The 13541-nt window shown below is 38.4% G+C and carries 10 protein-coding genes, 2 tRNA genes and 1 pseudogene; 6 read left to right on the top strand and 7 right to left on the bottom strand.

Going from position 1 to position 13541, the window contains the following annotated elements:
• Nucleotides 1-13: 13 nt before the first annotated feature.
• Nucleotides 14-775 (top strand): annotated as a pseudogene (locus tag B2X72_RS16625) (recombinase family protein); the annotation flags it as partial.
• 733 nt (nucleotides 776-1508) lie between these two features.
• Here the strand turns inward: B2X72_RS16625 and B2X72_RS16630 are convergent.
• From B2X72_RS16630 to B2X72_RS16645, 4 genes are all read right to left on the bottom strand, one after another.
• Nucleotides 1509-1592: transfer RNA gene (locus B2X72_RS16630), tRNA-Leu, on the bottom strand.
• Nucleotides 1593-1666: 74 nt separating this feature from the next.
• On the bottom strand, nucleotides 1667-2545 hold the full coding sequence (locus B2X72_RS16635; protein WP_120334907.1) for an exopolyphosphatase: 879 nt from the start codon (nucleotides 2543-2545) through the stop codon (nucleotides 1667-1669).
• A gap of 384 nt (nucleotides 2546-2929) precedes the next feature.
• Complete coding sequence (locus B2X72_RS16640) at nucleotides 2930-3472, bottom strand: hypothetical protein (protein WP_070570475.1); 543 nt, start codon at nucleotides 3470-3472, stop codon at nucleotides 2930-2932.
• A 75-nt stretch (nucleotides 3473-3547) separates the two neighbouring features.
• On the bottom strand, nucleotides 3548-6124 hold the full coding sequence (locus B2X72_RS16645; protein WP_075991754.1) for a phosphoenolpyruvate carboxylase: 2577 nt from the start codon (nucleotides 6122-6124) through the stop codon (nucleotides 3548-3550).
• 386 nt (nucleotides 6125-6510) lie between these two features.
• Between B2X72_RS16645 and B2X72_RS16650 the strand changes: the two genes are divergently transcribed.
• Both B2X72_RS16650 and B2X72_RS16655 read left to right on the top strand, forming a co-directional pair.
• Nucleotides 6511-8703, top strand: a complete 2193-nt coding sequence (locus B2X72_RS16650; protein ID WP_286850778.1) for an FUSC family protein — start codon at nucleotides 6511-6513, stop codon at nucleotides 8701-8703.
• Nucleotides 8704-8734: 31 nt separating this feature from the next.
• Complete coding sequence (locus B2X72_RS16655; RefSeq protein WP_286850779.1) at nucleotides 8735-9715, top strand: YpdA family putative bacillithiol disulfide reductase; 981 nt, start codon at nucleotides 8735-8737, stop codon at nucleotides 9713-9715.
• On the opposite strand, the gene B2X72_RS16660 is transcribed toward B2X72_RS16655, so the two are convergent.
• Nucleotides 9708-10325, bottom strand: coding sequence for a TetR/AcrR family transcriptional regulator (locus tag B2X72_RS16660; protein ID WP_075991750.1), 618 nt, complete (start codon nucleotides 10323-10325; stop codon nucleotides 9708-9710). The genes B2X72_RS16655 and B2X72_RS16660 overlap by 8 nt on opposite strands.
• Nucleotides 10326-10429: 104 nt before the next feature.
• Between B2X72_RS16660 and murB the strand changes: the two genes are divergently transcribed.
• From murB to B2X72_RS16675, 3 genes are all read left to right on the top strand, one after another.
• A complete protein-coding gene (gene murB / locus B2X72_RS16665; protein WP_088163488.1) occupies nucleotides 10430-11446 on the top strand; it encodes a UDP-N-acetylmuramate dehydrogenase in 1017 nt (338 codons plus the stop codon).
• Nucleotides 11447-11708: 262 nt separating this feature from the next.
• Complete coding sequence (locus B2X72_RS16670; RefSeq protein ID WP_046671910.1) at nucleotides 11709-12218, top strand: RNA polymerase sigma factor; 510 nt, start codon at nucleotides 11709-11711, stop codon at nucleotides 12216-12218.
• 31 nt (nucleotides 12219-12249) lie between these two features.
• The gene (locus B2X72_RS16675; protein WP_088160763.1) at nucleotides 12250-12495 is read left to right on the top strand and encodes a cytochrome b5 domain-containing protein; all 246 of its coding nucleotides are present in this window, start codon (nucleotides 12250-12252) and stop codon (nucleotides 12493-12495) included.
• Here B2X72_RS16675 and B2X72_RS16680 read toward each other — a convergent pair whose 3' ends face one another.
• A complete protein-coding gene (locus B2X72_RS16680; RefSeq protein ID WP_286850783.1) occupies nucleotides 12496-13410 on the bottom strand; it encodes a PfkB family carbohydrate kinase in 915 nt (304 codons plus the stop codon). It abuts the gene before it with no gap.
• Nucleotides 13411-13467: 57 nt separating this feature from the next.
• Nucleotides 13468-13541 (bottom strand) — tRNA-Asn (locus tag B2X72_RS16685).

Here is a 13541-nt window from a genome sequence, read left to right on the forward strand (position 1 = left end):
TGCCAATTTATATATCCGAGTTAGTACAGATGAACAAGCAGAAAAAGGATATTCACAAAGAGATCAAGAAGAACGCTTAAAAAAATTCTGCGAAATAAATAGGATTACAATCCGTCAAGTAATATTCGAAGATCATTCTGCAAAAACTTTTGATCGTCCAGAATGGAAGAAAATGCTTCTTGACTTAAAGAAAAATAAAAGTAAGTCCAATATTCTGTTATTTACAAAGTGGGATAGGTTTAGTCGAAATGCGGGCGATGCATATCAAATGATAAGTTTGTTAAGGTCTTTAGGAGTAGAACCCCAAGCTATCGAGCAGCCGCTTGATTTAACGGTTCCTGAAAACAAAATGATGTTGGCATTCTACTTAGCAGCTCCTGAGGTAGAAAATGATCGCAGAGCGTTAAATACGACAAACGGTATGAGAAGAGCGCGAAAAGAAGGAAGGTGGATGGGCCCCGCTCCTGCAGGATATAGAAACTGGCTAAATGAATATGGGAAAAAGTCTATTGAGCTTAAAGAACCCGATGCATCACTCATGAAATGGGCATTTGAAGAACTGGCTAAAGGTGTCTATAATACGCAACAAATTCACCTTAAAGTACGAGAGAAAGGCTTGGATATCTGCAAAGCTTATTTTTGGAAGTGTATTAAAAATCCTGTGTACTGTGGACGAATTGTGGTTCCTGAATACGAAGGTGAAGAAGAATACACGGTGAAAGGCCAACATGAGGCTATTATCTCTGAGTATACATTTAACAAAGTTCAGGAGATCTTAGACAAGAGAAAAAGAAATAAGTACCGAACAAAGATTGTCACAAGAGAAGAATACCCCTTAAGAGGATTTCTCATATGTCCTATATGTTCAAAACCATTGACTGCAAGTAAATCCAAAGGTTACAGTCAACATTATGCATATTACCATTGCAAACTTCAATGTAGGCAAAGATTCAATACAGAAATAGTCCATCAAAAATTCGAGCAAGAGCTTGAAAAATTTGAGCCTAGAGCTGATGTTATTGGATTATACTCGACGATTTTACAAGAGCTGTATACGCAAAGAACAAAAGGCAATTTAACTGAAAAAGTTGAAATTGAACGAAGAATTAGGTCCCTCGAGGATAACACATCTAAAGCGAGAGATCTTTTAATTAGAGGAGATATCGATCCTCAAGATTTCAAAGAATTAAAATTAAAATATACAAGTGAGATTAACGAGCTTGAGGAGAGGCAACAAACTCTAAAAAATGCAAGAGGGTCAATGGACATTTTTCGAACTGAAAGTATCAGTAAATTCAAAAATATGGCCTCTATTTACAGGAAATGCAATATCGAGCAAAAACGTAAATTAATCAGTTCGATTTATCCCGAAAATTTGACGTTTTCAGGAACAAGTTTTCGAACTGCTAGGGTCAACCATTTCTTACACTATATCTATTTGATTAATAACGAATTACGTCCAAAAAAAAAGCAGACAAATCTTAATTTTAAAGAGTTGTCTGCTAAAGTGCCCAGGAGCAGATTCGAACTGCCACGCCCATGCGAGCGCCACCCCCTCAAGATGGTGCGTCTACCAATTTCGCCACCTGGGCTCATATTCACCTTTGGTATCACAAAAATAAAGATTTTTCGCTCTTTTACAAGTCGAAAATTGCTTTTTAAAGCATTATTTCACTAAATTCCTATTGATCAAGGTTCTAATTACACCGTCGACAAGTCCAACCCTTGGAACAATGATTTGTTTTAGACGGCCATACTTCATAATTGTCAGGAAAATTTCACTCGCAGGTATGATAACATCCGCACGATCTTCGTTTAACCCCAATAAAATTATGCGCTCTTTTAAAGAAAAGGAAGATAAATGTTCATATACCGCTTTTAATTTGGCATAGGACAATGGTTTATCCAGCTTCTCATTGGAGAGGCGTGCAAGCTTATTAATATTACCACCGGTACCGATCCCAACAACTTGCTTATACATATGCGTATTGCTACGTACCCATTCCCTCAATTCATCCCAGGTTTCTGCCTTATCCTGATTGTCTAAAATACGAATCGTACCCAAGTTGAAAGACTTAGAATTAACCAAAACACCATTAGCGAATAACGATAATTCAGTACTACCGCCACCCACATCAATGTACAGGTAAACTTTGTCCTTTTCCATCTTATTATCCCAATGGCTATTGTAAATAATCTCAGCCTCTTTTGCTCCTTCGATAATATCGATGTTTATACCATTTTTCTTGACCTCCGCAACAATGTCAGCCCCATTTCGTGCATCACGCATGGCCGACGTCGCACAGGCCATATAATCCTCCACGTGATAAACATCCATCAACTCCCGAAAAGCCTTCATCGTTTTGATCAAACTCTCGGCTTTTCTTGGTGAAATTTCCTGATGAATAAACGCATCATCTCCCAAACGGAGTGGAACACGTAACAGTGTATTTTTCTTAAAATTATATTGATCTTTCTGTCCTATAATGTCAGCTATCAAAAGACGGACTGCATTGGAGCCTATATCTATTGCGGCGTATCTCACTTTATATACGATTTCATTAAATTACGCTAAAATAAACACAGTTATTAAAAACTATGTTATATAAATGTTAAGTTATCATTAATTTAACAAATAACAAACGATTATCACAAGGAATTCTTGCGCACACAACAGCTGATATTGTCGTAAAACAACTAAAACTCCTGTTTTCTCAAAAATATGAACTCATTTCCTGACAAAATTATCTCACTGACAATCAACTAACTCAGGATACAGGTAGCGTATCCTATCGAAATGCAGTACCTGGTACAATTCCATACAGAAAATCCATTATTGCCAGCAAAAAACTCATAAAAAAAGGAATATTCATTTTAATGAATACTCCTTTCCTTCTATTTACCTTATTTCTTAGTGATGGTGTTTTTCTTAGTGATGGTGTTCTTCAACTTTACCACCAGCTAATTTATAGATCTCTTCCACTTTTTTCAAAGACTCTTCTGAAAGGTGGATAACGTCTTTGTTTGTATTGTGTTCTTCATGAGACAATCTTGTATTGATCTCACCTTGTTTTTCAACCACTAGTGCTAAAAATGCTTTATCGTTGAATGCCGCTGTACTGTCCGAACCAATTGAAGCCGGAACTTGAAATGCAGGTACACCACGTTGCGCATCGCCAACATGCAATTCTTTTGCTAAATTGTCTAATTCTGGCAACACTGTTGCGTAAGCTTCTTTAATCTTTGCAGCTACATTTTTCACCTCTGCTGAGGTAGATTGTTTTGCAGCTACATCGGCAAGATTTACCAAATAGTTTCCATTTTCGCCAACGAATTTAATCATTGCAAAGGCATCACCATCCGCTAAGGATGCATTAGAGTATTGACGCTGTCTATCTGCAGCTGTTTGACCACAAGATGCAAATAATGTACCCGCACAAGCCGCAACAATAAATAACTTATTAATCTTCATATCAATTTTGTTAACTATACAAAAGTAGATAAAATATATGTTCTCCGAAACCCTATCCGTGAAAAGAAAGAAAAATTACGCAACATTTCTTCCGGCATTCACCACGCCAAAGATTGTACGCGCTATTAACTTCGAATAATCTTCACGTTGTGCATCAGTCAGCTGATCCGAATTCAATGCACGAATCGCAAAATGCTGTATAACCAATAACGGTAATACAATTCCCTCGCGCGCTAAAATAGACTCACGATCCACAGGATAGTTCTCCATCAATTTTGAGGTTCCGCTCAATTTTAACAAATATTCTTTTGTTATCTGGTACTCGGCATACAAAGTTTTCCAAAAATCACCATAAATAGGATCATCTTTCATGTATGCTGTAATATCAAAGTTTGACTTTGTCATCGACATCATACAGTTGTCGATCAATGTCTGGAAAAATCCCGATGAAACATATAATTGCTGTACGTCCTTCCAGAGGTTATTTTTTTCAGCCCATTGCAATGCTGTTCCGACACCATAAAATCCGGGAATATTTTGCTTCAACTGGCTCCATGAAGTTACAAAACTAATCGCCCGCAAATCTTCCAGTCGCAATTCACGGCCTGAGTTACGTTTTACAGGTCTACTTGAAATATTGATCGAGGATAACGCTTTCAATGGCGACATCGTCTCCAAATATGGTAAAAACAATTCATTCGTGCGTAGATCCATAAACTTATGGTGACTCAACTCAGCTAGCTTATCAATGATCTCCTGTTGATGTTTGGTTAAAGTATCGCCCACACGTTGTTTTAAATCTGAAATAATGCCGGCATGCAAAAGTTGCTCAATATTAAACCGCGCTGTATCTAAAGATCCGTACTGGCTACTGATTGTTTGTCCCTGAATCGTCAATTGAATATGATCGTTGGCAATCTCCTTACCCATAGATGCATAAAAACGTTGCGTTTTACCACCACCTCGTGCTGGAGGCCCACCGCGACCATCAAAAAATACCAAATCAACATCGTATTCGCGTGATATCGCCGTAAGTTCGATTTTTGCACGATAGATCGACCAGTTCGCCATCAGATATCCACCGTCTTTGGTACTATCAGAATAACCCAACATAATCGTCTGTTTGTTTCCTCTTCGTTTCAAATGTGCCTTGTACTCCTTATTACTGTACAAGGTTTTCATCACGTCCGCTGCTCTCGTCAAGTCATCAACGGTCTCAAACAAGGGCACAAAATCGATCGTTAAAGCATCCTTCTTCCATCCAGACCATAAAAATAATTGACGCAGTCCCAAAATATCACTTGCTTGCTGGCAATTACTGATGATAAAGCGTTGTGCAGCTCGCTCAGAACCGGAACGTTGAATCTCCTTTAATAATTTTATCACGCCCGAAGTATCTTTCGTTAACGGATCCGCATCCTCGCCCACCGTTAAGTCAAGTTCTTTGAATTTTAATGCTTTTTGCTTATCACTTTCACTAAGCTCCAGATAATCCAATGGCATTCCAGTCTTTTCCTGGTTGTGCTGAATCAGATAATTGGTAGCCTCACGTAATATGCGGCTGTCTTGTCTGATATCCAATGTGGTAAAGAAACAACCAAAAGTCATCACTTTACGGAGTAGATCATCAACGATCTCTACAAAAAGCCCGTTGTGATATTCCTCCAAAACATTTTTGATTGCTTTTAGATTCGTGATGATATTATCGGTTTCGTCAGCAGGATGTTCGACCGGGTTAAAACTATTTTCGTAGAACAATGTCTGCAGATTTTCCATATACTCCTCCACACCTCTAAATGTGATGCGTCGTCTAACGATACGGAAATCTCTATAGTAACATCTAAATAAGATAGTACGTAGCAATGCGGCAACTTTCTTGGTGCTATCAACACTTACGTTAGGATTCCCGTCTCGGTCACCCCCCGGCCAAAAACCAAGCTCAATCAATTGTTTTACCTCTTCGGTATCGACATCCAATTCATCATCAATGAACGACTGAATCTCCGATGCCACTTTATAAAACACGTTTTCCAAAAACCAAGCTAAGCTCGCTGCCTCATCAACTGGAGTCGGTTTATTTTTATTGATGAAAGGCGTTTTCCCCAATTGCTGTAACAGCAGGTGAATACTATGAATATCGTTGGTCTTGATTGCATCGATCAGGTCGTTGATAATACCCAATACCGGTCCCGGATAAAATTGAGTAGGATGTGCAGTCAATACAAGACGTACAGAAAAATCCTTCAATTTTGACACAATCTTACGGCGCATATCTTCGCTACCTTCGGCGTTTTTAATTAATGCCCCTAAGACATTTTCATCATCGCCACGACCCACCATCTGAAATGACGAGTCTTCGATCGCATCAAATAAAACAACCTGACGCTCTATATATTGAACAAATCGAAATAACAAATCAATACGTTGCTCTTCCGAAGAAAATTCCTCATGCTGATCGAAGAAACTCTTTATGATCTCATCAGGAGTTAAATGCTGATCCACACCCTTTTCACATTGCTTTGCAAAAAATGGTAATAAAGTACCGGTATCTTTAACACGTTGAAATGGCAATGTTAAAAACAAACTTTTGAAAAGCTCAAAGCGTGTCAATACCTCGTCCTGAAAGACGGCTTCATTTTTACTTTGCTTCATATTTAAATCTTTGAAAGTGGTCAAGAGAGTTTAGGTGACTCTTGAATTTTGTAATGTCTCTGAAATTACCCTATGGCTCCAAATATAACAATATTATAGCTAAACAAATAAAAAAATATAAATTAATCAAAAAAACAATTAAAATTTTAAAAACATACTAACAAATTTTAGTAATTTTTCATTTTTAACACATTAACATAGTACAATATGGAAACGACCAGTGTCGATCCCTTAGTTCATAAATCCCGGCTACAAAATGAACCTTTCTTGGTCAGACAGAAACCAACCAGCTATATCGCTATCATCCGTACAAAAAAGAGCAAACATAGCAGAACAATTGTTTTTAATATGAAAAGCAATTTATCTAAGTTTGTACTATACACATTATGAAACAGACACAAGAAATAAAAAGTTTTTTCTATAGCCAATATTTTGCAGATGGACTCCGAATTACCATCGGATGTATCGTGCCTGTCCTGATCTTTGCAACCATCGGGCAATTTACCAATGGAACCATTGTCTCTCTGGGAGAGCTTTTAGTAGGCTTATCGGATACCCCCGGTGCCCCTAGCCATAGAAGGAAAGGAATGATTGCGGGTGCGATATTAACTACTTTAACTTTTATTTTAACCAATATAGTCAATCAAAATGTATATCTATTAGCAATTTTTATCGGCGTAGCCTGCTTTATATTTGCCATGTTTGCGGTTTTCAATGGAAGAGCCGCCAACGTAGGTCTCATGTGCATCCTGATGATGTTGATCCATGTGCAGATTCACTACCCTCTTGCAGAGGCCATCAACTATCTAGGTTTCTACACTTTAGGTGGTTTATGGTATATCGCCATTAGTCTTTCCATCACCCAAGCACGTCCTTACAGGCTGGCCGAACAGGAACTATCAGAAACAATTCGCTATGTTGCTGATTACATCCGGCTAAAAGCTAATTTTTACGATGCTAAAATTGATAATGATAAAAACTACCTCAAACTGATCGACAAACAAGTTGAAGTCAATCAGCATCAGGAAAACCTACGGGATGTATTGTTTCAAAGTAAACGATCGATAAAAGACACCACAAAGGTAGGACGTTATTTAACCCTCGTTTTCAACGATATTGTCGATCTCTTTGAGCAAAGTATGGCGGCGCACTATGATTACAATACCATCAGCGAACGCTTTGGACCTACAGGAATCTTGGAAGATTTCAAAAATGTGATTTTAAAATATACCAATGAGCTTGACAATTTAGCCTATCAGCTGAATACAAATACACAGCCAAAACCACTGTATGATTTCGACTCGGATCTCAGTCGTCTTCACACTAAAATTGATCAACTGGATAAAAATCAACAATACAGCACATTTGCTTTACGCAAGGTGTTGATTAATTTGCGTGACCTGGTTCGCCGGATCAAAAATATCTATGGTTACTCGCATCTACAACCTGACGATGTCAAAAGAAAGGAAATTGATGACGCAAAACGCTTTGTTCAAAGCTCTGCAATTGATTTTAAGAAGTTCCGCGAAAATCTTACCCTAAAATCCACCATCTTTCGACATGCCTGCCGTATGGCGATTGTCATGTCAGTCACCTATTATGTGTTTGAGGTCACCAATATCACCAATAATGTATACTGGATCCTCCTCACCATTATGGTTATCCTAAAACCTGGCTTCGGACTCACAAAGGAGAGAAATATCCAGCGTCTCATCGGCACAACGATAGGTGGACTCATCGGAGCCCTCATCCTGTTAACCATCCATGACCCAACTATACTATTTGTTCTCTTGGTATTCTTTTTTCTGACGGCATATAGTTTATTCCGCGTCAACTATGTTATTGCGGTACTTTTTATGACACCCTATGTATTAATTATGCTGAGCTTCGTCAGCGCCAATACCCTCGACGTCACGAAAGAACGCATATTGGACACCTTTATCGGGGGCATGATTGCATTCTTATCCAGTTATATTATTTTTCCAAATTGGGAAAGCATGCAAGTCAAGGAGTCCATGCGAAAGCTACTCATTGCCAACTACAATTACATCTTTCAGGCATTGAAAGAAATTGCAGGCCAAGCGCCTTCCATCACGGATTACAAACTAACCCGCAAGGCAGTCTACGTCGAAACGGCCAATATGGGTTCGACGTTCCAGCGCATGCTTACCGAACCCAAGAAACGTCAAAAATATAGTAAGGAAGTCAATAAATTCGTCATATTCAACCATATTTTAGCTTCTTTTTCGGTGACATTAATGAACCATCTCGACGAAATGGACAATAATTATATCAATAAGGACCATGTCCGGACGATCCGAAAAATATTAAGCTCCTTGGAGCAGTCCATTCAACTGCTACATTCTGACGATAGCGTCAATGCATTTATTCCTTTGGCGATCGAAATTCCCAACGACCAATTTGATAATACAGATGTCAGTTCGGTTGATGGGCAGCTATTGACCGAACAGCTGGACTTTCTCAATAAAATTGCGCAGGACCTGCATAAAATAGTTCAGGACCTTCATGCTAAAAGCACAGCAATGTCAGAAAATGAACTGTCTAAGGCTTTAAGCTGATTTATTCTTTAAAATTCTCGACATTTATACCATGAGCGATACGATAACACGGTACGACCTGATTATAGTTGGCGGCGGGCCAATTGGCTTAGCTTGCGCCTTAGAAGCCAAAGAAGCAAATTTAAACTATCTTATTCTTGAAAAAGGCTGTTTAGTCAACTCACTGTATAATTACCCCCAAAATATGACCTTCTTCTCTTCCTCCGAAAGATTAGAAATAGGTGATATTCCCTTTGTCACAACCAACCCCAAGCCAAAACGCATGGAGGCTTTGGAATATTACCGACGTATACAGCAAAAGTTCGCACTGAATACCCATCTTTTTGAAGAAGTACTGGAAATTAAGAAAGAGGATACGGAGTTCCTGGTCAGTAGCAACAAAAGCATGTACCTGACCAAAAAAGTCATCATCGCCACAGGTTTTTATGACATACCGATGTTGCTCAATATCCCGGGCGAAGAACTTCCCAAAGTTAGGCATTACTACGATGATCCACATTATTATAGCAGCCAGAAGGTGATCGTTGTCGGCGCCAGTAATTCATCCATTGATGCAGCGCTTGAAACCTACCGAAAAGGAGCGCAAGTTTCTTTGGTGATCCGTGGTAGCGAAATCAGCCGTCGGGTAAAATATTGGGTTAAACCTGATATTGAAAATCGAATTGCTGCTGGTGAAATCGATGTGTATTATAATAGCCACTTAACAGAAGTTACTCCAACTACTGCACATATCCAAACACCAAACGGTATCGTCGAACTCGATAATGATTTTGTACTGGCTTTAACCGGCTATCGCCCGAATTTTGATTTTTTGAAAAAGATCGGAATTGATATTCCCCAAGAGGCACCTTGCATTCCTAGCCATAATGAAGAAACAATGGAAACAAATATAGCCGGGATTTATTTGGCAGGCGTCGTTTGTGGTGGCTTAAATACCCACCTTTGGTTTATTGAAAATTCACGAATTCATGCCAAACAGATTATCGAACATGTTCGCTCAACACTTATTTAACGACTTGAAAACGTAAACCATTTAAGAAGATTTTCATCATTTTCTTCTGTAAACTGAGAATATGATCGAATTCTTCTTTTGTTGGGAACAACATGTTTTTCATATCCTTTAATATGCCCATACGCATACCGAATAGTGAATACAGAAGAATCCGCGCAGTTTCATTGATATCTTCAACCTGTATCTCCCCAGCATCGATACCAATATTGAGAATCTTCTCAATAATTTCTACTTCACGTAGATAAGATTCTTTGAACACCTGCTCCAACTCATCCGGAAGCTCTTTCACCATCTTCATGGTGTATTCAAATAAATTATAATATTGATTGATAATCTTGACCCGCATATCAATAGAATACATCATGATCTCCTCAAAGTCGCCTCCCTGCGCAATGACATCCTCGATATCCTCGATCATTTTATCAATAACGTATTCGAAAACTGCAGAATATAAGCTATTCTTATCGGGAAAATAATAATACAGCAATGCTTTTGAGAAATTGAGATCTTTGGCTATTTCCGACATCGTTGTCTTAGCCATTCCAAAATGTGCAAAGCGCCTCGTCGCAGCTTCTAGAATTTTGATTCTTTTTACATCTGCATTACCCATTAAACTTATATTTTTTATCGTTAAATAAACGGTTTATACTATCTTTACCGATTATCATGCTAAAGATAGCTGATTTTTTTGAATTTCTGAAAACTAAAGTCAATATGAAATTAAACATTCAATCGAATATATCTTTAAAAGCTTTCAATACGTTTGGAATCGAAGAAAAGACAAATTTTCTAATCGAAGTGAATGACAATGAAACATTGACCGAAATTTTTAAAAATGATATTTTTAAAGAGAACTTTTTTGTTCTTGGAGCTGGTAGCAATGTCCTTTTCACCAAAGCATTCGAAGGATATATTATTCGAATGAACAGCAAGGGTATACAAGCAAAGCTAGATGGCGACGATGTCTATGTCACAGCGCAAGCTGGAGAGATCTGGAATGACTTCGTTTGGTACTGTATCGAACATAATTACGCTGGCATTGAAAACATGGCCCTGATTCCCGGCACTGTCGGGGCTTCACCCGTGCAAAACATCGGTGCCTATGGTGCGGAGTTAATGTATGTCTTTCACGAATGTCAGGCTTTCGATACGCATACCGGCAACTTTGCCACATTCAAAAAAGAAGATTGCAATTTCTCCTACCGTGACAGCATCTTTAAAACAGCTCATAAAGGACGGTTTATCATTACCCAGGTAACCTATAAGCTTAGCCGAACAGCTCATATCAATACAACTTATGGTGCAATAGAAGCCGAACTCGCTAAAGAAAATATAACGAACCCAAGTATTGCCGATATCGCAACCATTGTCTCCAAAATCCGTGTAGAAAAGCTCCCTGACCCAAGTACAGTGGGAAATGCCGGAAGTTTCTTTAAGAACCCCGTAGTTACAGCATCGACTTTTGAGCCTCTTCAGAAAGAATACCCCACAATACCGCATTATCCAATGCCTAATAATGAAACAAAATTGGCTGCTGGATGGTTAATAGAACAATGCGGTTGGAAAGGAAAAGAATATGGACAAGCAGGTGTATGGAAAAATCAGGCACTTGTACTAATAAATAGACAAAACGCTACAGGACAGGAAATTTATAATCTATCGGAACAAATCATAAGTGATGTAGCCAACAAATTTGGCATTAAGCTGGAGCGTGAAGTTAATTTACTGTAAAGATTTAAAAAAAGTAAAAATATTTTTTTTAAATCTGAAAGTGAAAGAAAAACAGGCTTCACTTTAGTAAAACATCACTTTGAGCTAATTTTATTTACTTAAAGTTAGCCTGCGCAAACGTTTGCTCTGCTTAAAATAATCTTAAAATTATATTAACAAATCTAATTTTGCTATTTTTGGCGCATTATTTGCCTCATACTTAATGAACCGCATTTTATAAACGTACTGTTTTGTAAAAAGAACAGTTATAATTCATTAAGCTATGACAAAGAATGAATTTGACACCATGGTTATTGAGCAATCGGACTCATTAAAACTCTACGCCAGAAATTTTACCAGTGATTACGAAGATGCCAACGATCTCGTTCAGGACACTATCCTGAAAGCTGTGACCTATTTTAAAAATTTCAAAGAAGGAACCAATTTGAAAGGATGGCTTTACACCATCATGAAAAATACGTTTATTAATAACTATAGACGTATTGTGAAAACCAATTCTTTCATTACGAAAGACGAGGATATTTCTAACGCTAACCTCCTATTATCCGCCTCCTCAAATCAGGGCGAAAGCAAATTTGTCATGGAAGACATCCATGAAGCTTTATCTAGTCTTTCCGAAGAATACTACATCCCATTTTCACTGTACTTTGAAGGGTTTAAATACCACGAGATATCTGAACATTTAAATATCCCTATCGGAACGGTAAAAACAAGAATACATGTCGCTAGAAAATTAATGAAAAGATCACTATCGGCATATAAAGTAGCCTAGTTTTTCTATCTTCGCCTTTTTACAATTACGAATGGCAGAAGAATTATCGGAATACAGCAAAAGCCAACTGGCTTTACGTAATGGTCAGGACAAACCACAGATCTGGGTTGCTTATCGCGGATTTATCTATGATGTCGGAGAAAGTAGACTGTGGAAAAACGGGATGCATTACGAACATTGGGCCGGACAAGATCTAACTGAGGAGCTCCAAGAAGCCCCTCATTCAGAATCTGTATTTTCAAAATTTCGGATCGTCGGAAAACTGAAAGATCAATGATTATAAATTAAACTGAGATAGGGCAACAAAAGCATTCAAGCGCTTTTGTATGTCCTCTTCGGTAAGATCAACCAAACGATCTGTTCCAAATTTCTCTACACAGAATGAAGCTAGCGCAGAACCAAAAATTAACGCGTTCTTCATGTTTGTAAAGTTTATACTTTTTACTTTGGCAAGATAGCCAATAAAACCTCCTGCAAAGGAATCCCCCGCGCCAGTTGGATCAAACACATCTGCTAATGGTAGAGCTGGAGCAGAAAAAATCTGATTCTCTCCAAAAAGAAGCGCACCGTGTTCACCTTTTTTGATAATTAAATATTTAGGTCCCATTGCTAAAATGGCTTTTGCAGCTTTAACCAGAGAATACTCTCCTGACAGCTGTCTCGCCTCTGAATCATTGATGGCTAACACATCAACTTTTAGAAGTACCTTTCTTAGATCATCCATGGCAACATTCATCCAGTAGTTCATCGTATCCAGAACCACCAGCTTAGGTTTGTGTACCAAGCGCTCCAACGTTGTTAATTGTATTTGAGGTGTAAGATTACCCAAGAGAAGATACTCACAATCCTGATAACTTTCAGGAATAATTGGATCAAAATCAGCCAATACATTTAAGTCTGTCGCCAAGGTATCACGGCTATTCATATCGTTATGATACCTGCCTGACCAAGAAAAAGTTTGCCCACCAGTAATCACCTGGACACCCGTAACATCTATACCACGGTTCCTGATAAGATCGAGATTGTCATTTCCAAAATCCTCCCCAACAACACTGACCAATTTGATTTGATCACATAGATATGATGCCGCCAAACTAGCAAATGTACCGGCACCACCTAGAATTTTGTCAGTTTTACCGAACGGTGTTTCTATTGTATCGAAAGCCACCGTACCAATAATTACTAAACTCATAGTTTTTTAATAAGCATGGTAAACAAAAAAACCGGCGTAAAGCCGGTTTCAATATTGCTCCTGAAGCTGGGCTCGAACCAGCGACCCTCTGATTAACAGTCAGATGCTCTAACCTGCTGAGCTATTCAGGA

The sequence above is a fragment of the Sphingobacterium sp. UBA7253 genome, from assembly GCF_002472745.1.
Taxonomy (GTDB): domain Bacteria; phylum Bacteroidota; class Bacteroidia; order Sphingobacteriales; family Sphingobacteriaceae; genus Sphingobacterium; species Sphingobacterium siyangense.

What these genes read in the sequence shown, in the direction of transcription:
- B2X72_RS16640 (WP_070570475.1), bottom strand. Translation starts at nt 3,472, where the DNA reads ATGAAGATTAATAAGTTATTTATTGTTGCGGCTTGTGCGGGTACATTA.
- B2X72_RS16645 (WP_075991754.1), bottom strand. Translation starts at nt 6,124, where the DNA reads ATGAAGCAAAGTAAAAATGAAGCCGTCTTTCAGGACGAGGTATTGACA.
- B2X72_RS16650 (WP_286850778.1), top strand. Translation starts at nt 6,511, where the DNA reads ATGAAACAGACACAAGAAATAAAAAGTTTTTTCTATAGCCAATATTTT.
- B2X72_RS16655 (WP_286850779.1), top strand. Translation starts at nt 8,735, where the DNA reads ATGAGCGATACGATAACACGGTACGACCTGATTATAGTTGGCGGCGGG.
- B2X72_RS16660 (WP_075991750.1), bottom strand. Translation starts at nt 10,325, where the DNA reads ATGGGTAATGCAGATGTAAAAAGAATCAAAATTCTAGAAGCTGCGACG.
- murB (WP_088163488.1), top strand. Translation starts at nt 10,430, where the DNA reads ATGAAATTAAACATTCAATCGAATATATCTTTAAAAGCTTTCAATACG.
- B2X72_RS16670 (WP_046671910.1), top strand. Translation starts at nt 11,709, where the DNA reads ATGACAAAGAATGAATTTGACACCATGGTTATTGAGCAATCGGACTCA.
- B2X72_RS16675 (WP_088160763.1), top strand. Translation starts at nt 12,250, where the DNA reads ATGGCAGAAGAATTATCGGAATACAGCAAAAGCCAACTGGCTTTACGT.
- B2X72_RS16680 (WP_286850783.1), bottom strand. Translation starts at nt 13,410, where the DNA reads ATGAGTTTAGTAATTATTGGTACGGTGGCTTTCGATACAATAGAAACA.